Raw genomic sequence first — 25,078 nt, forward strand, 5'->3', positions numbered from 1 at the left:
CGCCGACCCCCGACATAAAGTGCTCTACGGCGATCTAGCGCTCGGGCTAGACGACCCGAGAGACGCCTAGCCCGACCACGGCGGGACGATCGTCACCGTGGAGCTCTACGACGCGATGCGCACCACGCCCGCGACCAGGGCGTTCGCCGACGAACCGATCGACGACGCGGTGCTGTACCGAATGCTGGACCACGCCCGGTTCGCGCCCAGCGGGGGCAACCGGCAGGGCTGGCGGGTCATCGTCCTCAAGGACCCGGCGGTCCGGAGGCGGATCCGTGAGCTGTACCAGCTCGGCTGGCGGGAGTACACCGCGCACATCCGCGTCGGCCTGGTGCCGTTCGCGCCCCGCGAGCACGGCCGCTGGCCCGGACCCGCCGTCGACCTGGCCGCCGCCCGCGAGACGCCGGCGCCGAACGAGTTCGCGGACAACCTCGAACGCGCGCCGGTGCTGTTGCTGCTGGTCGCCGACCTGGGCGCGCTGGCCTGCCTGGACAACGGCCTGGACCGGCAGGCGTTCATCGGCGGCGGCTCGATCTACCCGTTCGGGCACAACCTGCTGCTGGCCGCCCGCAACGAGGGCCTCGGCGGGGTGCTGACCTCGGTGCTGGCCCGCCAGGAGCCGGCGGTCCGTGAGCTGCTGGACATCCCGGAAGGGCACGCGATCGCCGGCCTGCTCGCCCTCGGCCGCCCGCTGAAGACCGTCACCAAGCTGCGCCGCGCGCCGGTGGAGGACTTCACCTCCGTGGACAGGTTCGACGGTCCGGCCTTCAACCCGTGAGTGGTTAGCGTTGCTATGACAACGCTAACCACTCACGGGGTTCTGGCGACACGTCGAGCGTTCGATAGCCAAATCTAAGATCAACGCAAGAGTCCGGAATACAGTCCGAGCGTGGACCCGGTACGCAATCCGTTCGCCCCCGGAGCCGGCCAGCGCCCGCCCGAGCTCGCCGGGCGCGACCGCGAGCTGGACGCGTTCGAGGTGGTGCTGGAGCGGGTCGCGCGCGGGCGCCCGGAGCGCTCGCTGGTGCTGACCGGGCTGCGCGGGGTCGGCAAGACGGTGCTGCTCGGCGAGCTGCGCTCGATGGCGATGCGGCACGGGTGGGGTTCGGGCAAGGTGGAGGCCCGCCCGGACGCCGCGCTGCGCCGGCCGCTGTCCGCCGCGCTGCACCGGGCCGTGCGCGACCTGGCCGTGCGGCACCGCGCCCCGGACCGGGTGGAGCACGTGCTCGGCGTGCTCAAGGCGTTCGCGCTGCGCGCCGCGCCCTCGGACGCCAAGCTGCGGGACCGCTGGCAGCCGGGCATCGACGCGCCGACGGTCACCGGCCGCGCCGACTCCGGGGACATGGAGATCGACCTGGTCGAGCTGTTCTCCGAGGTCGCCGAGCTGGCGCAGGACGTGGGCGCCGGCGTCGCGGTGCTCATCGACGAGATGCAGGACCTGCTGCCCGACGACGTCTCCGCGCTGTGCGCCGCCTGCCACGAGCTGTCCCAGTCGCGCGCGCCGCTGGTGGTGGTCGGCGCCGGGCTGCCGCACCTGCCGTCGGTGCTGTCCGCGTCCAAGTCCTACTCCGAGCGCCTGTTCCGCTACCTGCGCATCGACCGGCTGGAACGGACCGAGGCGGACCGCGCGCTGATGGTGCCCGCCGGGGACGAGGGCGCCAAGTTCGACGACGAGGCGCTGGAGGAGCTGTACGTCGCCTCCGGCGGGTATCCGTACTTCGTGCAGGCCTACGGCAAGGCGGCCTGGGACGCGGCGCCGACCAGCCCGATCACCTCGACCGACGTCACGGTGGCCGCCCCGGAGGCGGAGGCCGAGCTGGCGGTGGGGTTCTTCGGGTCGCGCTACGAGCGGGCCACGCCGGGCGAGCGGGAGTACCTGCGGGCGATGGCCGAGCTGGTCAGCGGCCGCGACGAGCCGGTGGGCACCGCGAACGTGGCCGAGCACCTGGCGCGCAAGCCGTCCTCGCTGTCCCCGGCTCGGGACAGCCTGTTGAAGAAGGGCCTGGTGTTCTCCGCGCAGCGCGGGCACATCGCGTTCACCGTGCCGCACTTCGGCAGGTATCTACTGGCCCAGGACTGAGCGGTTCGACTGGGCCGAATGCCGTAGTTGTACCCCGAATGGGTGAATCCGGCGAGACTTGGCAAGAGATGTAACGGCGCCCACGTCGCCGTCGACAACAGGGTTAGCCCCGCGGCGCTGTCGGACCCCCGACCTGGCGGCCCCGCGGGGCGCCTTCGTGTCTGGGCACGTTTTAAACATGGCCGGGCCGCGCAGGCACCAGGTTCACCCGATCCGTAGCATCTTTTGGGTGTCCGACCCGAAGCTCGAGATCCAGATGCTGCACGACCGCGTGATGGTGCAGGTCGCGCAGGGCGCCGGCGAGCGACGCAGCAGCGCGGGGATCGTCATCCCGGCGACGGCCCAGATGGCGAAGCGGCTGGTCTGGGGCGAGGTGTACGGCGTGGGCAACCACGTGCGGCAGGTCAAGGTGGGGGACCGGGTGCTGTTCAACGCCGACGACCAGCTCGAGGTCGAGGTGCAGGGCCAGACGTACCTGGTCATGCGGGAGCGTGACCTGCACGCGGTGGCGTCCGAGCCCACCGAGGACGGCACCGGTCTGTACCTGTAGCGAACCTGGCCGCGCCGGGAACCGGCGGCGGTCTTCGACGCGTAGCGGGAAGGGAAGAGGCGCCAGTGCCGGAGCGGCGGAACGAACGCGACCGGGAGGGGCAGGACACCGACGCGGCCGCCGACACCGGTTCGCGCGCACCCGCGCAGCCGGATCCGCCGGCCCGGCAGGAGCAAGCCGCCCGCCCGCCGCGAGCACCCGGTCGCCCGCCGGAGCGCACCGGCGCCCAGACGTCCGCGACGGCGGCCGTTCCACAGGCTTCCGACCAGCGACAACGGCCGAACGACAGGACGCGGGGGGCGGACGACCGACGGCAGGCCCGGCCGGAGCGCCAGGAGTCGCGGCCGGAACGCTCGGGGGACCGGCAGCCGTCGGCGCCCGACCAGGCTCAGCCGCCTCGGCGACCGACCGGTGCGCCCCAACCTCCCGCCGGTGCGCGTCGGCCTCCGGCCGGTCCGCCGCGACGACCGGCCGATCCGCCGAGGGGCCCGGGTCCGTCGCAGGGCACCGGTACCCCGCCGCAACGGCCGGGTGACCAGCGGCAACGGCCGGGTGACCAGCGACAGCGGCCGGCAGCGGCGCCACAGCGCCCGGGGGAGCCACCCCGGCGCCCCGCTGCGCCACCGCAACGCCCGACGAGCGCGCCGCCACGTCCGGCCGGCCAGTCCCAACGCCCGGCCGGCCCGCCACGACCCCCCGGCCCACCTCAACCCCCGGTCGGCGCTCCCCCGCGCCCGGCCGGCCCGCCGCGACGCCCCGAGGACGTACAACAGCGTCCCGACGACCCACACCGCCGTCCTGACGACGCGGAGCACCGTCCCGAGGACCCGCCGCTCGACGCCGCCGACCAGACACAGCGCCTGGCCGGCCCGCCGCCACCCCCACCCCCGGCGTCCGCCGAGCCCGAACCACAGCCCCACGCCGAACCCACCCCACCCGGCCGAGGTTCGAAACTCCGCTGGCTGGTCCCGGCCGCCGTGCTCGCCGCCGTCGCGCTCGCGTACGGCATCGACCTGCTGACCAGCCGAGACCAGGTACCCCGAGGCGTCATCGTGTCCGGGATCGAGATCGGCGGCATGACCAGGGCGGACGCCGAACAGACGCTGCGCGACACCATCCAGCCTGGCCTGCACCGCGACATCCCGATCCGGGCAGGCGCCGTGCACACCTCCCTGTCCCCGGCCAGCGCCGGCCTGGCGGTGGACTGGGCCGGTACCGTGGCCGCCACCGGCGACCAGCCGCTGAACCCGATCAAGCGCGTCACCTCGCTGTTCACCACCGAGGACCGCGACGTCGTGACCAACGCCGACGACACCGCGCTCACCGAGGGCCTGGACGGCATCAACACCCAGGTCCACCGCGACCCCGTGGACGGCGCCGTGCGCTACGACGGCCTGATCCCGATCGCCGTGCAGCCCGCCAACGGCGCCGACCTGGACGTTCCGGCCGCCGCCGAGGAGATCAAGCGGTCCTGGACCAGCGGCCGGACCGTGGAGCTCCCGGTCCTCTCCGTCCAGCCGCCCGGCCACGTCAGCGACGCCGCGATCCAACGAACGGTCACCGAGGTGGCCCGCCAGGCCGTGGCCGCGCCGGTGAAGGTGCTCGGCGAGGGCCGCGACGGCAACCTGGCGCCCGCCGCCATCGCCGCCGCCGTGACGTTCGGCCCGGACGGCTTCGGCGGCCTCAAGCCGGTGGTGGACGTCCCCAAGCTGTCCGAGACGCTCAAGCCGCAGCTGGCCGCCACCGAGAAGCCGGCCAAGGACGCCGGCGTGACCCTGGCCGGCGACCGCCCGGTGGTCACGCCCTCGGTAGACGGCCACGGCGTGGACTACAAGGCCACCTTCGCCGCGCTGCCCGAGGTGCTGCCCCGCGCGGACAACCGCGAGATCAAGGCCGTGTACGGCGAGCAGCCGGCCAAGCTCACCACCGAGCAGGTCAGCCAGCTCGGCATCAAGGGCGTGATCAGCACGTTCAAGACCGGCGGGTTCGCGGCGGACTCCGGGGTGAACATCCGCAGGGCCGCCGAGACGATCAACGGCAAGATCCTCAAGCCTGGCGAGACGTTCAGCCTGAACAACGCCACCGGCCCGCGCGACGCACCGCAGGGCTACGTCCCGGCCGGGATCATCGAGCACGACCGCCCGGCCCAGGGCATCGGCGGCGGCGTGTCCCAGCTGGCCACCACGCTCTACAACGCCTCCTACTTCGCCGGCATGACCGACGTCGGGCACCGCGAGCACAGCTACTACATCAGCCGCTACCCGGTGGCCAGGGAGGCGACCGTGTTCGAGGGCGCCATCGACCTGAAGTTCCGCAACGACCTGCCGACCGGCGTGCTCATCCAGACCATCTGGACGCCCGCCGACATCACCGTCAGGTTCTGGGGCACCAAGCGCTACGAGGTCACCTCGGCCACCTCGCCGAAGAGCAACCCCACACCGCCGCAGACGGTGAGCATCCCGCCGGGGGAGAAGTGCAGCCCCAGCGCGGGCGGCGAGGGCTTCACCGCGACGGACACCCGGACGATGCGCGACCTGACCACCGGCCAGACCAAGACCAGCACGCACACCGTCCGCTACAAGCCGTCCCCCAAGGTCGTCTGTGCAGGTACGCCGCCTCCGCGCAACTGATATCACGCGTTCGCGCAATGGACGCGCCGTAGCTCTTCAATTTTGTGGCTTCGGTCACCTACGCTGCGGAGAAGAGGTCGACTCACGCTGAGCGAGGTGGCTGATGAGCCGGATTTCCGACGTGTTGCGCAACAAGGGTTCCGAGGTCGTCACCGTCAGTCCCGACACGCAGGTGTCCGAACTTCTCGCGCTGCTGGTCGGGCGGAACATCGGTGCCGCCGTGGTGACCTCGGGCGACGCGGTGGTCGGCATCGTGAGCGAGCGGGACGTGGTGCACTGCGTCTACGGGCGCGGCGGGCAGCTGCTGGCCACACCGGTCTCGGACATCATGACCACCGACGTGGTCACCTGCCTGCCCGAGGACGAGGTGGACAACCTGATGCGGACCATGACCGAGCGCCGCATCCGTCACCTGCCGGTCGTGGTGGACGGCGCGCTGGTCGGCATCGTCAGCATCGGCGACATGGTCAAGGCCCGGATCGGCGAGCTGGAGGAGGAGCGGGCGCACCTGCACTCGTACCTGGCCGCCGGCTCCTAGCCCGGCACGGTGACGATCATGACTAGGTCGGCCGGGGCGGCGCCGTCGTTGCGGTAGACGTGCGGGCGGTCGCCGGGCCAGGTCGCGGCGTGGCCCTTCGGCACGGTGGTGCGCTGGCCGTCGGCCTCGATCACGGCCTCGCCGGCGATCACCATGACCGCCTCCCTGGTGCCGGCCGCGTGCGCCTCGCTGTGCCGCGCCTCGCCCGGTTCCAGCCGCCACCACCACAGCTCGACCGGGTTCGGCGGGTCGGTCGAGAGCACCAGCCGCCCGTACCCGCCGGACGGCCCGTGCCACAAGGCGCTGGCCTCGGCGACCGGGGCGCCGCGTAGCACCGGCGGGCGGTCCGCGTCGACGAGTTGGGTCAGCGACACAGAGAACGCGTCCGCCAGCCGGCACAGCGTGTTCAGGCTCGGGTTGCCCCGGTCGGCCTCCAGCGCCACTAGCACGCCCTTGCTCACCCCGGAGCGGTGCGCAAGGGCGTCGAGGCTCCAGGCGCGGCGTGCCCGCAGCGCGCGCAGGTTCGCCGCCACCGCCCTGCTCACCTCGGCACCGGCTTGATTTTCGGTCACGGTCGGCCCGGTTCGGTCGTTATGATGAACTGTCTATAGCAACGAACTGTACCGACTCTGGTTCGTGACGAGGGGATTTCCGAGGTGCCCATTCTGCTGGCCGGCGTGGCGGCGGCGACCTTCGGCGTGGCCGACTTCCTGGGCGGCACGGCCGCGCGCCGGGTGTCCTCGGCGGTGGTCGCCACGCTCGCCCAGGTGGCCGGGCTGGTGATGCTGCTTGCGGTGGTGCTGGTCGTGCTGCCCGCGACGCCGCTGACCGCCGCGCTGGTCTGGGGCGCGCTGGCCGGCACGGCCGGGGGCATCGGCGTGCCGATGCTGTACAAGGCGCTCGCCGCCGGCCCGATGAACGTGGTGGCCCCGCTGGCCGCGCTGACCTCCGCGGTGGTGCCGGTGCTGGTCGGGACCCTGCTCGGGGACCGGCCGTCCGCGCTGGCCTGGGTGGGCATCGCGCTCGCCGTGATTGCCGGCACGGTGGTGGGCGCGGCGACGCCCGGCTCCCGGGAGCCCAGTGCGGGCGTGCGCGGGACAGTGCGGGGCGCGGCGCTGGCACTGCTCGCCGGCGCATGCTTCGGCGGCTTCTTCACCCTGCTCGCGCAGGCGCCGGCGGGCGCGGGGTTGTGGCCGGTCACGGTGGCCAGGCTAACCGGCACCCTGGTGGCCGCCGTGGTCCTGGTCGCGGCCCTGCGCGAGGGCGGTCCGCGCTGGAGCGGGACGGGCTGGCGGCTGGCCGTACTCTGCGGCGTGCTGGACGCCGGCGCGAACGCGCTCTACCTACTGGCCGCCCAGCGCGGCCAGCTCGCCGTGGTCGGGGCCATCGTGGCGCTCTACCCCGCATCCACCGTCCTGCTCGCCAGGCTCCTGCACGGCGAGCGCATCGGCCCACTCCAACGAGTCGGCCTCGCGCTCGCCGTGCCGGCCCTCGTGCTCGTGGGCGCCGGCTAAGGCCTCAGAACGCGGCCTCGTCCAGCTCCATGAGGGCGTTGTCGGCGTTCTCCACGATGGTGCGGCGGGCGGACAGCTCGGGCAGCACGGTGGCCGCGAAGAACCGGGCCACGCCGACCTTGCCCTGGTAGAACGGCCGGTCGCGGTCCGAGGCGCCCTCGTCCAGCGCGCGCTGCGCGACCTCGGCCTGGCGCAGCAGCAGCCAGCCGATCAGCAGGTCGCCCATGCTCATCAGCAGCCGCACGCTGTGCTGGCCGACCTTGTACACCGAGGACGGGTCCTCCATCGCCGAGGTCAGGTAGCCGGTCAGCGCGCCGAGCATGCCCTGGGCGTCTTCCAGAGCGGTACGCAGCAGCGCCCGCTCCTCCTTGAACCGGCCGTTGCCCGACTCGTCGTCCAGGAACCGCTGGATCTCGCCGGCCACGTGCGCGACCGCCTGGCCCTGGTCCCTGACGATCTTCCGGAAGAAGAAGTCCATGGACTGGATGGCGGTGGTGCCCTCGTACAGGCTGTCGATCTTGGCGTCCCTGATGTACTGCTCGATCGGGTAGTCCTGCAGGTAGCCGGAGCCGCCCAGGGTCTGCAGCGACAGGGTGAGCATCTCGTACGCCCGCTCCGAGCCGACGCCCTTGACGATCGGCAGCAGCAGGTCGTTGACCCGCTCGGCCATCGAGGTGTCCGCCCCGGACGCCCGCCCGGCACGAACCTCGTCCTGGAACGTGGCGGTGTACATGTACACCGCGCGCAGACCCTCGGCGTAGGCCTTCTGCGCCATCAGCATCCGGCGCACGTCCGGGTGGTGGGTGATGGTCACCCGGGGCGCGGACTTGTCCATCATCTTGGGCAGGTCGGCGCCCTGGACCCGGCTCTTGGCGTACTCCAGCGCGTTCAGGTACCCGGTGGACAGCGTGCCGATGGCCTTGGTGCCGACCAGCATCCGGGCGTGCTCGATGACCTCGAACATCTGCGCGATGCCGTCGTGCACCTCGCCGAGCAGCCAGCCCACCGCCGGCGTGCCGTGCTGGCCGAAGCTCAGCTCGGTGGTGGCCGACGTCTTGAGTCCCATCTTGTGCTCGAGGTTCGTCACGAACACGCCGTTGCGCTCGCCCGGCTCGCCGGTCTCCGGGTCGAAGTGGAACTTCGGCACCAGGAACAGGCTCAGCCCCTTGGTGCCCGGCCGCGGCTCCAGCCCCGGTCCCTCCGCGCGGGCCAGCACCAGGTGCATGATGTTCTCGGTGATGTCCTGGTCGCCGGACGTGATGAAACGCTTCACGCCGTCGATGTGCCAGGTCCCGTCCGGCTGGGCGAGCGCCTTGGTGCGCCCGGCGCCGACGTCCGAGCCCGCGTCCGGCTCGGTGAGCACCATGGTGGCGCCCCAGCCTCTGTCGATCATCAGCTGGGCCCAGTGCTTCTGCTGCTCGGTGCCGTTGCGGTGGACCACGGCGGCGAAGCTCGGGCCGGCCATGTACATGAACACCGCCGGGTTGGAGCCCAGGATGATCTCGCCGGCGGACCACTGCACGCTCGGCGGGATGCCGTAGCCGCCCAGCTCCGGTGGCACGCTCAGCCGCCACCACTCGCCGTCCCACAGCGTCCGGTACGACTTCTTCACCGACTCCGGGACGAACACGGAGTGGGTGGCCGGGTCGAACACCGGCGGGTTGCGGTCCGCGTCCACCCAGGAGTCGCTGAGCGGACCCTCGGCGAGCGCCGCGAGCTCGTGCAGCACGCCCCTGGCGGTCTCCTCGTCGGCGCCCTCGCTGGTGGTCATCCGGTCCTGTACGCGGAACACCTCGAAGAGGTTGAACTCCAGGTCCCGGACATTCGGCCTGTAGTGACCCATCATCCGCTCCCTACTCGCTGGTAATACCAGGATATTACTGACGAGTAACTAAGGCAAGCGAATGACGTCACACTCGGCGCCGAGTGGTCCGAAGCCGGGCGAACGACACGCCCGAGAGATCACTCAAAGGGGGGTGGATGCCGAGGTTCGGCGTGACGGTGGGCGACCGTTTCCGAGATTGGTGTGATCACTGATAAGGGGGATACGCGATGTGTCGGAGTTGCAACGCATCCCCCGGTGACGAGGCACGCGGGTCGGGGTTGACCCGGCGCGGGTTGATGGCGCTGGTCGGCGGGCTGACCGTCGGCGGCGCCTCGGTCACCGACGCGGTGGCCGGGCTGCTCTCCGGTCACCGGGTGCGCGCCGTGGCCGACGCCCAGCCGTTGCCCGCCGTCAGCCAGCCCACCATCGTCGGCTGCGACCAGTGGCAGGCCAGGGAGCCGTCGTCCCCGGTCAAGGTGCTGCAGAACCGGCCGGTCCGGATCCTGGTGCACCACACCGCCACGGAGAACCGCAACGACGACACCGAGTCCCAGCTCGCCACGCTGGCCAAGTCGATCCAGGACTTCCACATGGACCGCAACGGCTGGATCGACTCCGGGCACCACTTCCTGGTCAACAGGGCCGGGCTGATCGCCGAGGGCCGGCACAAGAGCCTGGAGTCGCTGCTCGGCGGGCAGAAGTTCATCGAGGGCGCGCACTGCCCTGACCAGAACGACACCGCGATCGGCATCGAGAACCAGGGCCTGTACACCAAGGCGGACCCGCCCGGCGGGATGCTCTCCGGGCTGCGCGCGCTGTGCGCGTACGCCTGCCTGCAGTACGGCATCGACCCCGAGCAGCTCTACGGGCACCGCGACTACCGCGACACCGACTGCCCCGGCGACAAGCTGTACGCGCTGCTGCCGTGGCTGCGCAACCAGGTCGGTCGGATGATGGGCAGGGGAACGGAGTGGCGGGCGGCCACGCTGGCCACCTGGCCGCTGGTCCGTCCCGCCGACCAGGGTCCGGTGGTGTTGGCCGCCCAGCACCTGCTGCGCAACGCCGGCGTGTCCACGGTGCCCGCCGACGGCATGTTCGGCCAGGCCACCTCCGACGGGGTGCGGACGTTCCAGCAGGCGCACGGGCTGGAGCTGACCGGCATGATCGCGGGCGGTTCGTGGCCGCTGCTCGCGGTGGAGGTGCGGGCCGGCCAGGGCGGCGAGGCCGAGGCGGCGGTGCAGGCGCTGCTCGCCCGCCAGGGCGCCGAGGCCGTCACCGCGCCCCCGGTCGTGCGCAAGGAGGACTGGCAGCGGCTGTTGGCGTCGTGAACCCGTGAGTGGCTAGGGCCGTCATAGCGACCCTAGCCACTCACGGGTGCGTCAGCCCATGGTCTTGGCGCCGTCCAGGGCCTCGCGGATGATGTCGGCGTGGCCGGAGTGCTGGGCGGTCTCGGCGATGATGTGCATCAGCACCAGCCGGGCGGACCAGCGCGCGCCCGGCTCGTACCAGGGCGCCTCCGGCAGCGGGTGCGAGGCGTCCAGGTCGGGGAGCGAGGCGATCACCTCGTCGGTGCGCCTGGCGACCTCCTCGTAGCGCTCCAGCACGCCGGCCAGGGTCTCGCCCGGCTGCATCTGGAACTCGGCCTCGCGCGCGGCGAAGTCCGCCTCGGTCATCTCGTCGAAGGACTTACCCATGCTCGACGGCCCGCCCAGGATGAAGTCCACCCAGCCACGCTCGGTCGACGTCACGTGCTTGATCAGGCCGCCCAGGCAGAGCGCGCTGACGGTGGTGCGCAGGCCGGCCTGCTCGTCGGTGATGTCGCGGGTGGTGAAGCGCAGGAAGTGGCGCTGGGTCGCCAGGGCCTTCAGCAGGTCGGCCCGCTCGCCGGTGGTGGTGGTCGCCATGGTGGTCATCGTCCCGCCTTGTCGTTGGTTCTGTCTTGCCGTTGAAACCCAAGGTAGGGACCATAAGTGCCAGTTTCTGTCCTGAATGGCGAAGAAGCTGGAAAACATGGCGAACACGAGCTCACGGACGCTGCGGCTGTTGTCGTTGCTGCAGACCCACCGGTACTGGCCGGGCGAGGAGCTGGCCGGGCGGCTGGGGGTGTCCATCCGGACGCTGCGCCGCGACGTCGACAGGCTGCGTGAGCTGGGGTATCCGGTGCAGGCCCAGCGGGGGGTGGACGGCGGCTACCAGCTCGCGCCGGGCGCCGCGCTGCCGCCGTTGGTGCTGGACGACGAGGAGGCGGTCGCGCTGGCCGTCGGGCTGCAGGCGGCCACCCAGGGAGCGGTGGCCGGGATCGCGGAGTCGTCGGTGCGCGCGCTGGCCAAGGTGGTGCAGGTGATGCCGCCGAGGCTGCGCCGGCGGGTGGAGGCGCTGCGCGCGATGACGGTGTCCAGCGGGTGGGGCACGGGCCCGGCCGCCGAGCCGGACACGCTGGTCGCGGTGGCGCAGGCCTGCCGGGACGCCGAGCGCGTCGAGTTCGAGTACACCGCCGCGAACGGGGAGCGGACCGCCCGGCACGTCGAGCCGCTGCGGCTGGTCGCCCTCGGCCGCCGCTGGTACCTGGTCGGATACGACCTGACCAGGCATGCCTGGCGCAGCTTCCGGCTCGACCGGCTGGGCCGTCCGCGCAACACCGGGGTGCGGTTCCGGCCCAGGGAGCTGCCCGCCGAGGACGCCGCCGCGTTCGTCCGCGCCGGCATCGGCTCGGCGCAGGCCGCGCCGCACGTCGTCGAGGTCATGGTGCACGCCCCGGAGCCGGCGGTGCGCGCGGTGATCGGCCGGTGGGCGGAGCTGGAGCCGGCCGGGGAGGATCGCTGCCTGGTACGGATGCGGACGGACTCGCTGGACTGGCCGGCGATGGCGCTGGGCGCGGTGGGCGCGGACTTCACCGTGCACTCCCCGCCCGAGCTGGTCGACCACCTGCGCGACTGGGGGCGTAGGTTCAGCCGGGCGACAGCGTTATAGCGGACGGCCGCAAGGCGTGAAGTTCGGCGGCAGTATTCTCGGCGGGCTTGTCACGATCGGGTGGACCACCGGCCCGCGAGGCGACACTCGGTGGTCGACGCACCGTGGTGATCACCACCGTGAGCTGAGGGGAGGCGTTCGTGCATAACGGCACCCGTCAGCAGGTGCGACCGGCCGGTGACACGGCCCTGACCGGCGCCCCCGCCGCGCGCCGGCTGTACCGGGAGATCGCGGCCGCGCCGCGGGCCCCGGTGTTGCTCAATGTCGTCGGCATGGCCGGCGCCGGCAAGTCGGTGCTGCTGGACGCGCTGGCGGACTGTTACGCCGAGGCGGGCGTCCGGGTCAGCCGGGATCCCCGGGACGCCGCCGATCCGGACACCGCGCTGCTGGTCGACGACGCGCACCTGCTCCCCCAGCCGGTGCTGGACGGGCTGTGCCGGGTGGCGCAGGCGGGCGGGCGCCGCATGGTGGTGGCGCACCGGCCGTGGCCCCGCACGCCCGGGCTGGCCGGGCTGGGCGCCGCGCTGGCCGCCGACCGCGCCCCGCTGGTGCTGGGCAACCTGGACCGCGCCGGGATGGCCGGGCGCGCCGCGCTGCTGACCGAGGGCCGCCCGCCGGGCTCGCTGGTGGACCTGGTGGCCGAGCAGACCGGCGGGCTGCCGTCCCTGGTCGGCCGGCTGCTCGACGCGCTCGCCGACGCCGGCCAGCTGGACACCGCCGACGTGGCCACCGAGCCGCCCGCCGGCCTGGTCGAGCAGCTGTACCTCGAGCTTGACCGACTGCCGGCGGCGCCGCGCGAGCTGGTGCTGGCGCTCGCGGTCGGTGCGCCGATGGACGCCGAGGTGCTTGCGCCGCTGCTCGACGTGCCCGCCGAAGACGTCGCCGACCTGACCGAGCAGGCCCGCGCGGCCGGCCTGCTGACCGACGGCGGCTCGCTGCGCCCGATCCTGGCGCACGCCGTGCTGCGGCGGGTGCCGGCGGTGCGGCGGCTGGCCAGGCGCCGGCGGCTGGCCGAGATCCAGCTGGACCGGGGCGGGTCAGTGCTCGCCGCCGCCCGCGACCTGCTGGACACCGGGGCCACCGGGTCGAGGGTCGCCGCCGTGTTCGAGACCGCCGCCGACGAGGCGCTGCGGACCTGCTCGCCGCTGGCCGGCCGGCTGCTGGACGCCGCGATCGCGGCCGGCGCCCCGGCGCCCAAGCTCGCCGCCAGGGGTGCCGAGGCGGCCGCCCGCGCCGGCGACCTGGACCGCGCGCTGGAGCTGTCCGACCAGGTCCTGGCCGACCCGGACGGCTTCGGCGAGGCGGACAGGGCGCGCGCCGTCACCGCGGCCGCCACCGCGCTGGCCCAGCGCGGGCTGCTGGCCCGCAGCGCGGAGCTGTACCGCTGGCTGGGCGCGCAGGCGATGGGCGCGGACGCCGTCGTAGCGGTGCCCGCGCTGCTCGGCACCGGGGCGCTGGAGGAGGCCCGGGCGCTGCTCGAACCGCCGTCCGCCGGCGGCCGGCCGCCCACGCTGCTGGCCGGCGCGGAGTCGCTGATGGCTCGCGGCGTCTACGACACGATCGCCGGTTCGCCGACCGCCGCGCTGTCCCAGCTGGCCAGGGCCGCCGCGCTGTTGGAGCCGTCCGGGGCGAGCGTGCTGCTGCCGGACACCCCGGCGGCGCTCGGCGCGCTGGTCGCGGCGCACTGCGGCGAGCTGGACGTGGCGCAGTCGGTGCTGGACCGGGCGGTCGCGGCCGGCCTCGGCGGGCGCTCGGCGGCGGCGCGGCACCGGCTGCTGCAGGCCTGGACGGCGATGTCCCGGGGCGCCACGGCGGCCGCCCGCGCGCTGCTCACCGAGGTGGACGCGACCGGACGGCTGGAGCCGCGCGACGAGCTGGTGGCCGCCGCGCTGGAGGTCGGGCTGGCGCGGCGCGCCGGCGACCTGGCCGCGCTGATGCCGGCCTGGGGGCGGGCGCGCGAGGCCATCGTGCGCCACCCGGTGGACCTGTACGTGCTGCAGCCGCTGGGCGAGCTGATCGTGGCCTCGGCCCGGCTGCGCGAGCAGGCCTGGGTGCGCCCGCACCTGGACGAGGCGCACGCGCTGCTGGACCGGCTGGGCAACCCGGTGCTGTGGTCGGTGTCGGTGTACTGGTCGGAGCTGCACGCCGCGCTGGCCGCCGAGCAGTGGGACGAGGCGCGCCGGCAGGCCGAGCTGTTGGACGCCGCCGCACAGCACCCGTCCGGCGGTGGCCGGTACGCCGCCGCGATGGCGCTGGCCGCGCGGAGCTGGCTGGCCGTGCTGCACGGCAAGGTGGACCAGCAGGCGGTGGAGACGGCCGCACGCGGGCTGCACGCCGTGGGCCTGTCCTGGGACGGGGGCAAGCTCGCCGGCCAGGCGGCCATCCGTACCACCGACCGCAAGGCCATGTCCGCCCTGCTCGCCTGCGCCCGCGGCCTACAAAACTCCGGCGCCGAAACACCCCCCGCCCCGACGCCGCCCACCCCCACTCCGCCGCAGACCCCGGTCACCACACCCACCAACGGCTCCGCCCCCAAACCGCCGAGCCCCCCGGCCACCGAACCCGCCGGCGCCCTGAGCGACCGCGAACGCGAGGTAGCCGAACTGGTCCTGGACGGCCTCACCTACAAACAGATAGGCGAGCGCCTGTTCATCTCCGCAAAGACCGTCGAACACCACGTAGCCCGCATGCGCCAACGCCTGGGCTCCCCCAACCGTGGCGAACTCATCGCCCAACTCCGCCTCATCGTCCACCCCCGCCCGTAAACCCCACCGCGAGTCGGGGAAAACGTCAGGGTGAGTCGCGGATTCTGTCAGGCGAGCCGTGGCCTGACGAAATCCCCGACTCACCCTGACAAAATCCCCGACTCGCGGATACGGGGTACGGACGTGGGGTTAGCGGGGGATGGTGGCCAGGATGCCTTCGCAGGAGCGCATGACGACTCGGGCGGCGTCGGTCTGGGCGCGGGAGGAGAGGGGGTTCTCCGCGCGGCGGCGCCAGCGGCTGAGCGCTTCGAGGGCGGCGGCCTGGGTCTCGCGGGGGTCGGCGTTCGGGTCCAGGCCGAGGCGGGCAGCTGTGGCGCCGCCGTCGCCACCGAGGAGGCGTTCGGCCTCGGTGCGGACGTCGTCGGGCATCTTGACGGCGCCGGAGCGGACCGCGGTGAGCAGGCGCAGCTCGTTGAACTCGTGCGCGCCGGACATGATGCGCTCCAGCTCGATGGAGAGCTGCTGGGCGTGCGGTCGGGGCTCGCGGTGCAGCACCAGGTCCAGCGCGAGCAGCGCGGACCGCGCCTTGAGCAGGTCGCGGCGCTCGCTGAACTGGATGTTCAGCACCTCGCGCAGGTCGTCCAGCCCGGAGCGGCGGACCAGCTCGGCGGACAGCTTGGACGGGTCGTTCACGCCCTGGCGGATCAGCGTGACCCCGAGCCGCACCCCGAACAGGCCGAATCGACCGAGCAGCGCCGCGCGCGCCTCGGAGTTGAGGTTCGCGTTGGTGTCCGCCTTGACGAACCGGTCGGCGGACAGCAGCAGCCCGTCCATCTCCTCGCGTTCGAGGGTGGACAGCTCGGTGAGCGCGGCGAACTCGGCCTGGCGCATGGTGCGCCCGGTCTGGGCGAGCAGGCCGGCCACCGCGACCACCGTCTGGCACAGGTCGCGCAGCTTGTCGTCCGAGCGGTAGCGGCTGGCGATCCGCTTGGCGGACATCAGCGCGTCCAGCCGGCCGACCCCGATCTCGTCGGCCCGCGACAGCACGGCGATGGTGTTCACGGCGGTGGCCCGTGCCACCCCCTGGTCGTGGAACGACTCCAGGAACCGCACGTCACCGGAGTGCAGGTGGCGCATCAGGTACACCACCGCGTCGGCCTGGGTGGGGGCGTCCTCCGGGGCCAGGAACTGGTGGCTGCGCGCGGACACGTCGGTGGACAGCGAGTCGATGCCCGGGGTGTCGATCAGCGTGGTGCCGCGCAGGCTCTGCGACGGCCAGTCCACGACCAGCCGGTCGACCTGGTTCGCCGGCGTGCCGGCCAGGTCGATCGACAGCGCCCCGTCCTCGCGGTGGATGCGCAGCTGGTGCGGCTGACCGCCCCTCGGATGCAGCATCACCCTCGGGGCGTTGCCGTCCTGGTACCAGGTCACCACCCGGGTGCACTCGCCGGCGTCAGTGGGCGCGATCTCCTCGCCGACCAGCGCATTGAGCAGCGTGGACTTGCCGGCCTTGACCTTGCCGGCGATGGCGACCCGCAGCGGCTCGTCGAACCGGGACAGGTGCATCCGCAGCCAGCCGTTGGCCTGCGGGCTGTCGGAGTAGACCTCGATCGCCTGGCGCAGCAGCCCGCGCACCGCGTTGCCGAGGTTCATCGCCCCCGGCGCGCTCACCGGCCCACCGCCGCCGGCACCGCGTTGTCCAACGCTCGGGCCCGTTGCGCCATGTTCTCGATCCGTTCCAGCTCGGCCTTCAGGTCGCGGATGCGCTGCACCCGTCCCGACTCGTCGATTTTGACGGCCTTCGACGCGGACTGGACGGCCTCGGTGAGCGAGGTGTGCATCTCCTCGGCGATCGCGGTGAAGTGGTCGCGCAGGTTCCGCTGCACCTGGCGCAGCATGTCCCGGGTTTCCTTGCCCACCTGGAAGGTCACGTCGTCGATGTGCCGGCGCACCGCCATCTTGGCGTCGGCCTGCCGGCGCTGCTTGTTGCGCTTCATCTCGTCGGCCACCGTCTTGCCACCGAACAGCAGGCCGGCGGCGGCGGAGAACGGGTTGAGCAGCGACAGGCCGGCCATGCCGGTGGCCATGCCGACCATCACCAGGCCGCCGTACCCGCCGCGAAGCCCGGAGAACAGCTTCGCGCCGACGCCGTACTTCTCCATCTCGGGGCGTTCCATCGCCCGCAGGTCGCCGGAGATGAAGTCCTGCTGGCCCACCCGCAGGTTGGGCAGCAGGCTGGAGCCGTTCGAGCTGAAGTGGTCGGCGACCTGGCCGGCCAGGAACTGCGCACGCTGGATGGCCCACACGAAGTTCTGCGATGCCGCCTGGGACACCTGCTGCTCGACCCAGCTCACCAGCTGGTCCCAGGTGTCCTTCGGGTCGCTCTGCTCGACGATGTTCTCGGCCTCCCGGCTGATCGCGCGCAGCCGGTCCCGCAGGTCGTACTCGATGTCGGAGTTGAGGTCGGTCACCCCGTCGCTGAGCGTCTGCTGCCAGCGGGCCGAGCGCTGGCGCAGGTCGTCGGCCTGCTGCTTGGCCTGGTTGAGCTGGGCGATCAGCGCGCCGGCCTTCTCCGGGTCTTCGAGGGTCATCAGCTCGGACTGCATGTTGGTGGCCAGCTGCTCGGAGACGGTGACCACGTCCTGGCTGGTGGACTTGCGGTCCAGCTCGTCGGCGCGGGCCAGCACCTCGCGCTGCAGGTAGCCGATCAGCTCGACGAACCCGGACTCGTCCATCAGCGACTTGTCCTCGGTGCGCAGCGCGTGCAGCCGCAGCGTGGAGGACACCGGGAAGATCTTGGCGTGCACCCCGGCCCTGGACAGGTGGCCGATGTTGATCTCTACGATCCGCCGCCACTGGGGGTACAGGTCGGTCTTGGTGATCACGCAGGCCACGTTCGGGCAGAGCTGGCGGGCGGACTCCAGGAAGTCCAGCTCGGGCGCGGTGTACTCCTGGGCCGCGTCGGAGACCAGCAGCACCGCGTCCGCCTTGGGCAGCGCGCCCATGGTGGCCGCGCCGTGCTGCGAGCCCAGCCCGCCCACGCCCGGGGTGTCCACCAGGACCAGTCCGCCGGCGAGCAGTCGCCGGGGGATGCCCACCTCGGCGTAGGACAGCTGGCGGCGGTTGTTCGGGTTGCCGGCCTCGGAGACGTACTGCGCGAGCTGCTCGACGGGCACCTCGCTGCGCTTGGCCGGCAGCGGTTCGCCGGACTCCGACTCGCTCTCCTGCACCAGGGTGACCGACGCGGTCTCGGAGTGCTTGACCACGGTGGGCAGCGAGGTGGCGATGTCGTCGTCCACCGGGCACACCGGGGCGTTGACCAGCGCGTTGAGCAGCTGGCTCTTGCCCTGCTTGAACTCGCCGACGATCAGCACCCGCACGTTCGGGTCGACCAGCCGCTGCCGGGTCTGGTGCAGCCGCCGGGCCAGGTCAGGCCGGTCGTACGCGGTGGTCGCCTTGAGCGCGAGGTCCACCAGCGAGACCGCCTCTGGTACCGCCACGCCGCTCACCCCTCCCTGTTGTCGCCGGTACGACCCTAAAGAACCGGACTGGGTGTCACGCCAAAGGGCCGGCCCCACGACCCAGGCAAGGGTATGGAGCCGGCCACTTCGGGTCTGGCGGTCAGGCTATCGCCCCCCGTCGACGGCGTGTCACGCGTGGTGCACGTCCACGTTGTGGCTGTCGTCGTAGCTGGAGCTGTTGTGCGAGCCCACGTCGTCGTGGCTGTCACTACGGGAGTGGTCCTCGTAGTTGCTGTAGCTGCTGCTGTCGGTGGCGCTCTGGTCGGCGGTCTGGTCGGCGTAGCCGTGGTCGCCGGCGGCGTTGACCGAGGTGTCGCCGGAGCCGGAGTTGTGCACCGAGGTCGTCGTGTCGTTGTCCTCGGAGTGCCCGTAGGCGCTGCCACCGACCGACAGCGCACCGCCGTCGCTGACGTTGGTGTGGTCGAAGCTGGCGTTGGTGGCGTCGCCGGATCCGAACGCCGTGGTGTTGTGGTCGCCCGTGACCGCGGTGTTCCCGTCGCCGACCACGTTGCCGTCGCCGGTGGTCAGGTTGCTGTCGCGGATGTCCCCGCCGGCCGCCACCGCACCGTCACCGGAGGCCACCACCGGGTCGTTGTCGATGACCTGGTTGAAGTCGCCGCCGTGGGTGTCGATGTTCTGGTGGATCGAGTTGTCGATGTTCGTCGAGTGGTCCTCGATCACCGTGTAGTTGTTCGTGACGTAGCTCTTCAGGTACGTCGCGCCGTCCTCGTGGTGGTCGTAGTGCCGGGGCGGCGGGTAGTGCACGCCGTGGTCGTGGTGCGACGAGTGGTCGTTGTCCGAGATCAGCGTCAGCGCATCGTGGATGTCGCCGGCCGACACGTCGTGGAAACCGCACTCGTTGAGGTAGCCCTCGGGGTCGTCCATGAACGCGGCCCTGGCGTGCGGGTCCCGGAGGAGGCTCAGCAGCCAGTCCAGCAGCGAGGTGTCAACAGCCATCGGTGTTCTCCTGAGTCATCTAGTGCGTCTGTGATGTTGTGCTGCCGGACGGGTGCTCCGGCGTTGGTCACAAAGCTATGACCGCCGCGCGCCTGGGCCATCGGGGAACGCACAGGGTTCCGATGGGCCTGTGTTGCGGGCCGGGGCACGGCGCCCGTTGGGGGGTTGGGGGCGCCGGGCTCGTTGCCACGATGGGGAGAGCGTGGCCACGTTATCAGGAAGAACGGTCGCGGCCATGGATTTATCCCCTGTACAAAAGGCCGGTGCCGCGACCCTGGGGGGAGGTCGCGGCACCGGCCGGGTGACACCTGGGGTCGACTAGACGTGGTGGACGTCCACGTCGTGGCTGTCGGCGGCGTGCGTGGTGTTGTGCGAGTTGATGTCGTCGTGGCTGTCGGTCTGGGAGTGGTCCTCGTAGTTGGCGAAGCCGCTGTTGTCGTGGTGGCTCTGGTCGGCGGTCTGGTCGGCGTAGCCGTGGTCGCCGGCGGCGTTGACCGAGGTGTCCCCGGAGCCGGAGTTGTGCACCGACGTCGTCGTGTCGTTGCTCTCGGCGTGCCCGTGGGCGTTCCCGCCGACCGAGAGCGCGCCGCCGTCGCTGACGTTGGCGTGGTCGAAGCTCACGTCGGTGGCATCGCCCGAGCCGAACGCCGTCGTGTTGTGGTCCCCCGTGACCACCTCGTTGTCGTCCCCGACCACGTTGTGGTCGCCGGTGGTCAGGTCGCTGTCCTCGATGTCCTCGCCGGCCGCCACCGAGTGGTCCCCGGACGCGACCACCGGATCGTTGTCGATGACCTGGTCGAAGTCCCCGCCATGGGTGTCGACGTTCTGGTGGACCGAGTTGTCGATGTTCGTCGAGTGGTCGTCGATGATTTTGTAATTGTTGGTGATGTAGTTGTTCAGGTAATGCGGAGCGCTCTCGCCCGAGGGGTAGTGGTGCGGCGGCGGGTAGTGCACCCCGTTGTCGTGGAACTTGTGGTCGTAGCTGGCCGAGCCGCTGTCCGCGATCAGCATGAGCGCGTCGTGGATGTCCGCGCCGGACAGTCCCTCGAAACCGTGGTGCGCCGCGTAGCCGTCCGGGTCGTGCTGGAAGTCGGCGCGCGCGTCCGGATCGCGCAGCAGGCTCAAGATCCAGTCGAGCAGTGACGTCGAGGACATGGTGGTCAACTCTCTGTGACGGGGCGCCCTGGGCGCGCTGGTAGTGATCTCGGCCGAGACGACGTCGCGTGCTATAGCGCTGCTCGTCGCCCAGGGTGGTCCGAGACTGACGCCAAGTTATGCATCCGGAGGCGTTCCGCCATCGGGGATCGGACAGGGTTGTTGGTAGGCCGAGGTACGGGGTATGGGAGTCTGCCCGTTGGGGGATTGGGGGATCGGCTCCCAACCCACGAGGGGTAAATCAGTGCACTGTGCTTCATTCGAGACGAGAGTTGATCACCATGTTGCGCGACCGGCAGCAGCTTCGGAGGCCGTCGGGGCCCACTCCCCGGACGGACCTCCGGCCAGCCCCCGGGGGGCGGGTCGTGACCAACTCCCGCGGTCCGCGGGGTAAGGGGAACGCGCGATGAGCTACCAGCTCGGAATCGACCTGGGAACCACGTACACCGCGGCAGCGATCAGTCGGGCCACCGAGCGGGCGCCCGCCGGTGTCGACGTGGTCACCCTGGGCGCCAGGTCGGCAACCGTCGCCTCGGTGATGTACATGGCCGACGACGGCTCGGTCTTGGTGGGCGAGGCCGCCGAGCGCCGCGCGCTGACCGACCCGGACCGGGTGGTCCGCGAGTTCAAGCGCCGGATCGGTGACGACGTCCCGCTGATGATCGGCGGCCGGCAGTTCCAGGCCCACCAGCTCGGCGCGCGGATGGTCCGCTGGGTGGTCGACCAGGTCAGCGAGCGGGAGGGCGGCCCGCCCCGGCGGATCGCCGTCACCCACCCGGCCAGCTGGGGTCCGCACAAGAAGGACCTGCTCGGCAGCGCGCTGCGCGACATCGGCGTGGCCGTCACCTTCCTGGCGGAGCCGCAGGCCGCCGCCGTGAGCTACGCCTCCGCCGAGCGGGTCGACCCTGGCAGCACCGTCGCCGTGTACGACCTGGGCGGCGGCACGTTCGATGCGGCCGTGGTCCGCAAGACCCCCAACGGCGGGTTCGAGCTGCTCGGCCAGCCGGAGGGCATCGAGCGCCTGGGCGGCGTGGACTTCGACGAGGTGGTGTTCGGCTTCGTCCGGGACAGCCTGGGCGGGCAGCTCGACTCCCTCGACCCGGAGGACCCGGACGTGCTCTCCGCGGTGGCCAGGCTGCGCCGCGAGTGCGTGGAGGCCAAGGAGGCGCTGTCCAGCGACACCGAGGCGACCATCCCGGTGCTGCTGCCCGACCTGCGCACCCAGGCCCGGATCACGCGGGGCGAGTTCGAGGCGATGATCCGTCCGGCGCTGGAGGAGACGATCGTGGCGCTGCGCCGCGCGGTCGGCTCGGCCGGGCTGTCCCCGCCGGACCTGAACGCGGTGCTGCTGGTCGGCGGGTCGTCCCGGATCCCGCTGGTGTCCCAGATGGTCTCCGACGAGCTGGGCCGGCCGGTCGCGGTGGACGCCGACCCGAAGACGGCGATCGCGATGGGTGCCGCGCTGGCCATCTCGCCGCAGCCGGCCCCGGCCCAGGCGCCTCCGCCCGGTCCTCAGGGCACCGGCGGGATGCCGCCGGTCAGGGGCGTCGGGCCGGGGATGGCGGCCGGTGCCGCTGGTGCGGCCGCCGGTGCCGGTGCGGCGTACGCGGCGCAGCAGCCCCCGCCCCCGCCGGGTCACGGCGGTCCGGGCGGTCCCGGTGGCCCTGGTGGTCCGCCGCGCCCGCCGATGGGCGCCGAGCCGCCCCGGCCGGACGTGGCGCCTGCCGCGTTCGAGGGCGGCGAGTTCGACGACGGCCACCTCGCCGAGCCGGCCAAGCGCAACCAGAAGAGCATGCTCATCGGCGTCGGCGGCGTGGTCGCCATCGGCGCGATCCTGGCGGCGGTGTTCCTGTGGCCGTCCAAGGCGAACGACCCGGCCGGCGCCGGCAACTCCACCGACCTGACGCCGTCCAACTCCGCGCCGGCGACCGAGAAGGCCGCGCCGACCAAGGGCAACAGCGGCGGCTCTGGCGGCGGCGCCAAGTCGACCCCGAAGTCGACGCCCAAGGCGCCCCCGCCGAGCACGAACAACCACACCTCGACGGTCAAGCCCCCGCCCAGCTCGGAGGACGACCAGCCGTCGGAGGGCAACCACCCCAGCACCAAGCCGTCCACCCAGCCGCAGAACGGCTCGAACCGCACCCCGGGCGCCAACAGCCCGTCCGAGGGGCAGGGCCTGTCCGGACAGTCGAGCTCGCCGCAGGCCACCCAGTCGTCGCCGAACACGGCGCCGAGCGGGCTGAGCTCCGGGGCGCCGTCCGACGACCCGATGGCCAGCGGGGCCGCGACCCCGGCCCCGTACGGCGAGCCGTGGGTGCAGGAACCCGCGCCGGCGCAGGGGCAGTCGATGGCCCAGCGCGACGCCGTGGCCGGCTACCAGTCCGGCTCGGCCTGACCTTTCACCGCGAGCACGCCGTTCGGAGACCCTCCGGGCGGCGTGTTCGTGTGTCTGGGGCCGGTGACCGCGCGGTTCGGGTCACTCTTTACCGCTCGCCGGCCGCGCTGGTGACCCGGCAACGCGTTGGGTGGACGCTGGCCGTCGCCGAGCGTGTCGGGGCGGTGACCGGCCCGGCGCGGTTCACCCTGGAGATCAGCCAGCCGTCTTGTGCGTGGGCCGAGCGGGTATATGACCCTCGCCACCCGATGCTTTTTCGCTCGCGATCGGCAATTCGGCGCGCTGAGACGGCCGGTCGCGCTGGTCGGAGACCTCCGGAAGTTCATCCACCGGGCGCGAATGTCACTCGGAACGGCGGTGGCAAGGTCACAGCGGCGCACCGAAAACGCTGCTGTCTCGTTACCACTGCAGAGTGACCGGGGTCGGCGTGGAATGGGAGCCCCCGCCCGACCCCGGTCACCACCAGTTCCATATCGATGTACGGCCTCACTCGCTTGAGGCTTGCGTCACAGGCCGGCCTCGTTCAGCCGAGGTCCACGCCGGGCGCGAAGGTGTTGCACTGCTTGGTGTCGCCGGTGCTGAGCCCGGCGGTCAGCCACTTCCGTCGCTGCGCCGAGCTGCCGTGGGTGAACCGGCTCTGGTTGACCTGCTGGCCCGCGATCTGCGACTGGATGAAGTCGTCCCCGATCCGACCGGCCGTGTCCAGCCCGGCCTCGACGTCCTGCCGGCTGATGTTCTCGATGATGGGCTTGCCGGACGCGGACTTGGTCTGGGTGGCGTGGTTGGCCCACACGCCCGCGTAGCAGTCCGCCTGCAGCTCCAGGCGCACCGATCCGGACGTCGGGCCGGCGGCGTTGCCCCGCACCCGCGACGAGGTGCCGATCAGGTTCTGTATGTGGTGGCCGTACTCGTGCGCCAGCACGTACGACCGGGCGAACAGGCCGCCCTGGGCGCCGAACCGGGTCTGCAGCTCGCGGTAGAAGCTCAGGTCGATGTAGATCTTGCGGTCGCCCGGGCAGTAGAACGGCCCGGTGTCCGAGGTGGCCGGCCCGCACGCGGTGGACACCGAGCCGTTGAAGAACCGGGTGTTCGCCGGCACGTACTTGGAGCCGGACCTGGCGAACTGCGTGCTCCAGAAGGACTGGATCGAGTTGATCACCGCGACCGCCTCGCAGTCCAGCGCCGCGGTGTCCCGCCCGGTCCGGCACTCGCCCCGAATCCCGTCGCTGTCGACCTGCTGGCCGGACCGCACCCCGCCGAGGTCCCCGGCCTGCGGCAGCCCTTGCGGCACGACGCCGGCGCCGCCGAGCTGCGCGACCAGGAAGTAGATCAACAGCCCGACCAGGCCCACCCCGCCGCCACCGATCGCCACCCGGCCGCCGACGCCCCCACCGGAGCCCCGGATGTCCTCGACCTGCGACGTGTCCAGCTCGGCGTCGGGGTTGATGTCCACATCGAGATCCCACCACAACCACCTGCACCGGTCGAGCGTCCGTCGGTCGCTAGGCTGGGCGACGGAAGCGTGGCAGAGCGGCCGAATGCACTCGCCTTGAAAGCGAGCGTCGGGAGACCGACCGGGGGTTCGAATCCCTCCGCTTCCGCCGGTTACCTCGTCGTCGCCAGCACGACGAGCAGGACGAAGATCACCATCGCCGCGATGGCGGCCGGCCGCGCGAACAGCGGCGCTCCCGGTCCGTCGGACGGGCGGCTGTCGCCGTGCGGCGACGGTCCGGGGGGTGCCAGGCCGGCTACCCGGTGCCGGAGCGCCACGTTCATCAACAGGATGACCGGCGTGATCCAGAAGGAGATCGCGCCCCACCATCCCTGCAGCATCGTGTCCGAGGTCATCCGGCGGAACGCCTCCAGCCCGCAACTCCGGCAGAACGGCCCCTCGATCCGGCGGAACTGCATGATCAGAATCATGCCCCGGTGCGCCCGGTAGGTGACGCTGGCCGCCGGGACGGAACCGCAGTACCGGCACTGGATCAGGTACTCCGAGGCGCTGGGTGGGGGCATCGGCCCGACCCCGGTGGCAGGCCATCCCCCATCGGCCGACGCCGCGTTGGCGCCCGCCGGTCGCTCATCACCCATCTGGCCCCCTCGGCGCGGCCGAACGACCTCCGGCTGGAGGATCGGACCGAGGGTAGAAGGCCGGCACCGCCCTCCGGGCCGAAACGGCGAAATCCGGCTGGCCAGGACCGCCGCCGCGGTCGCCGCGGTCGCCGCGCCGGTCGCCCT

At 72.2% G+C, this 25,078-nt stretch carries 20 protein-coding genes and 1 tRNA gene; 12 read left to right on the plus strand and 9 right to left on the minus strand.

Going from position 1 to position 25,078, the window contains the following annotated elements:
* Nucleotides 1-97 precede the first annotated feature (97 nt).
* The 6 genes from N912_RS0123920 (at nucleotide 98) to N912_RS0123940 (ending at nucleotide 5,798) form a co-directional block, all read left to right on the plus strand.
* Nucleotides 98-778 carry a nitroreductase family protein gene (locus N912_RS0123920; protein ID WP_028924375.1) on the plus strand — a complete coding sequence of 227 codons (681 nt, stop codon included), beginning with the start codon at nucleotides 98-100 and terminating at the stop codon, nucleotides 776-778.
* 111 nt (nucleotides 779-889) lie between these two features.
* On the plus strand, nucleotides 890-2,080 hold the full coding sequence (locus tag N912_RS0123925) for an ATP-binding protein (RefSeq protein WP_028924376.1): 1,191 nt from the start codon (nucleotides 890-892) through the stop codon (nucleotides 2,078-2,080).
* A 229-nt stretch (nucleotides 2,081-2,309) separates the two neighbouring features.
* Nucleotides 2,310-2,630 carry a GroES family chaperonin gene (locus tag N912_RS0123930; protein ID WP_028924377.1) on the plus strand — a complete coding sequence of 107 codons (321 nt, stop codon included), beginning with the start codon at nucleotides 2,310-2,312 and terminating at the stop codon, nucleotides 2,628-2,630.
* A 432-nt stretch (nucleotides 2,631-3,062) separates the two neighbouring features.
* Nucleotides 3,063-3,650: a hypothetical protein gene (locus tag N912_RS65830; RefSeq protein WP_245645421.1), complete on the plus strand. Its 588-nt coding sequence runs from the start codon at nucleotides 3,063-3,065 to the stop codon at nucleotides 3,648-3,650.
* Nucleotides 3,608-5,260 carry a VanW family protein gene (locus N912_RS54260; RefSeq protein WP_051580698.1) on the plus strand — a complete coding sequence of 551 codons (1,653 nt, stop codon included), beginning with the start codon at nucleotides 3,608-3,610 and terminating at the stop codon, nucleotides 5,258-5,260. The genes N912_RS65830 and N912_RS54260 overlap by 43 nt, the downstream gene beginning before the upstream one ends.
* Nucleotides 5,261-5,363: 103 nt before the next feature.
* On the plus strand, nucleotides 5,364-5,798 hold the full coding sequence (locus tag N912_RS0123940; protein WP_037066247.1) for a CBS domain-containing protein: 435 nt from the start codon (nucleotides 5,364-5,366) through the stop codon (nucleotides 5,796-5,798).
* Here N912_RS0123940 and N912_RS0123945 read toward each other — a convergent pair.
* Complete coding sequence (locus N912_RS0123945) at nucleotides 5,795-6,343, minus strand: helix-turn-helix domain-containing protein (protein WP_211261366.1); 549 nt, start codon at nucleotides 6,341-6,343, stop codon at nucleotides 5,795-5,797. The two genes, N912_RS0123940 and N912_RS0123945, sit on opposite strands and share 4 nt — an antisense overlap.
* Before the next feature lie 111 nt (nucleotides 6,344-6,454).
* Between N912_RS0123945 and N912_RS0123950 the strand changes: the two genes are divergently transcribed.
* Nucleotides 6,455-7,312, plus strand: coding sequence for an EamA family transporter (locus tag N912_RS0123950; protein WP_028924380.1), 858 nt, complete (start codon nucleotides 6,455-6,457; stop codon nucleotides 7,310-7,312).
* A 4-nt stretch (nucleotides 7,313-7,316) separates the two neighbouring features.
* Here N912_RS0123950 and N912_RS0123955 read toward each other — a convergent pair whose 3' ends face one another.
* A complete protein-coding gene (locus tag N912_RS0123955; protein WP_028924381.1) occupies nucleotides 7,317-9,155 on the minus strand; it encodes an acyl-CoA dehydrogenase in 1,839 nt (612 codons plus the stop codon).
* Between the two features lie 260 nt (nucleotides 9,156-9,415).
* On the opposite strand from N912_RS0123955, the gene N912_RS54265 reads away from it, so the two are divergent.
* Complete coding sequence (locus N912_RS54265; protein ID WP_169747940.1) at nucleotides 9,416-10,465, plus strand: peptidoglycan recognition protein family protein; 1,050 nt, start codon at nucleotides 9,416-9,418, stop codon at nucleotides 10,463-10,465.
* 51 nt (nucleotides 10,466-10,516) lie between these two features.
* On the opposite strand, the gene N912_RS0123965 is transcribed toward N912_RS54265, so the two are convergent.
* Nucleotides 10,517-11,050 (minus strand): DinB family protein, encoded by a 534-nt coding sequence (locus tag N912_RS0123965; RefSeq protein ID WP_028924382.1) that lies wholly within the window; start codon nucleotides 11,048-11,050, stop codon nucleotides 10,517-10,519.
* A 97-nt stretch (nucleotides 11,051-11,147) separates the two neighbouring features.
* Between N912_RS0123965 and N912_RS0123970 the strand changes: the two genes are divergently transcribed.
* A complete protein-coding gene (locus tag N912_RS0123970; protein WP_028924383.1) occupies nucleotides 11,148-12,107 on the plus strand; it encodes a helix-turn-helix transcriptional regulator in 960 nt (319 codons plus the stop codon).
* 140 nt (nucleotides 12,108-12,247) lie between these two features.
* The gene (locus tag N912_RS0123975) at nucleotides 12,248-14,872 is read left to right on the plus strand and encodes a helix-turn-helix transcriptional regulator (protein WP_245645398.1); all 2,625 of its coding nucleotides are present in this window, start codon (nucleotides 12,248-12,250) and stop codon (nucleotides 14,870-14,872) included.
* A gap of 129 nt (nucleotides 14,873-15,001) precedes the next feature.
* On the opposite strand, the gene N912_RS0123980 is transcribed toward N912_RS0123975, so the two are convergent.
* The 4 genes from N912_RS0123980 to N912_RS0123995 all read right to left on the minus strand — a co-directional run bounded on the left by N912_RS0123980 (nucleotide 15,002) and on the right by N912_RS0123995 (nucleotide 20,445).
* Entirely contained in the window at nucleotides 15,002-16,483 is a 1,482-nt protein-coding gene (locus tag N912_RS0123980; protein WP_028924385.1) for a dynamin family protein, read from the minus strand.
* A complete protein-coding gene (locus tag N912_RS0123985; RefSeq protein ID WP_028924386.1) occupies nucleotides 16,480-18,312 on the minus strand; it encodes a dynamin family protein in 1,833 nt (610 codons plus the stop codon). Before N912_RS0123985 ends, N912_RS0123980 begins: the two co-directional genes overlap by 4 nt.
* A 150-nt stretch (nucleotides 18,313-18,462) precedes the next feature.
* On the minus strand, nucleotides 18,463-19,290 hold the full coding sequence (locus N912_RS0123990) for an IniB N-terminal domain-containing protein (RefSeq protein ID WP_028924387.1): 828 nt from the start codon (nucleotides 19,288-19,290) through the stop codon (nucleotides 18,463-18,465).
* Between the two features lie 318 nt (nucleotides 19,291-19,608).
* Complete coding sequence (locus tag N912_RS0123995; RefSeq protein ID WP_028924388.1) at nucleotides 19,609-20,445, minus strand: IniB N-terminal domain-containing protein; 837 nt, start codon at nucleotides 20,443-20,445, stop codon at nucleotides 19,609-19,611.
* A 406-nt stretch (nucleotides 20,446-20,851) separates the two neighbouring features.
* Between N912_RS0123995 and N912_RS54270 the strand changes: the two genes are divergently transcribed.
* Nucleotides 20,852-22,840: an Hsp70 family protein gene (locus tag N912_RS54270; protein WP_051580700.1), complete on the plus strand. Its 1,989-nt coding sequence runs from the start codon at nucleotides 20,852-20,854 to the stop codon at nucleotides 22,838-22,840.
* A gap of 523 nt (nucleotides 22,841-23,363) precedes the next feature.
* Here the strand turns inward: N912_RS54270 and ypfJ are convergent.
* Nucleotides 23,364-24,293, minus strand: a complete 930-nt coding sequence (gene ypfJ / locus N912_RS0124005) for a KPN_02809 family neutral zinc metallopeptidase (RefSeq protein ID WP_028924389.1) — start codon at nucleotides 24,291-24,293, stop codon at nucleotides 23,364-23,366.
* A 63-nt stretch (nucleotides 24,294-24,356) separates the two neighbouring features.
* Between ypfJ and N912_RS0124010 the strand changes: the two genes are divergently transcribed.
* Nucleotides 24,357-24,441, plus strand: a tRNA-Ser gene (locus N912_RS0124010).
* 4 nt (nucleotides 24,442-24,445) lie between these two features.
* Here N912_RS0124010 and N912_RS54275 read toward each other — a convergent pair.
* The gene (locus N912_RS54275; RefSeq protein WP_169747941.1) at nucleotides 24,446-24,931 is read right to left on the minus strand and encodes a hypothetical protein; all 486 of its coding nucleotides are present in this window, start codon (nucleotides 24,929-24,931) and stop codon (nucleotides 24,446-24,448) included.
* Between the last annotated feature and the right edge of the window lie 147 nt (nucleotides 24,932-25,078).

The organism is Actinospineispora acaciae DSM 45401 (assembly GCF_000620785.1).
GTDB classification, from domain to species: Bacteria; Actinomycetota; Actinomycetes; order Mycobacteriales; family Pseudonocardiaceae; genus Pseudonocardia; species Pseudonocardia acaciae.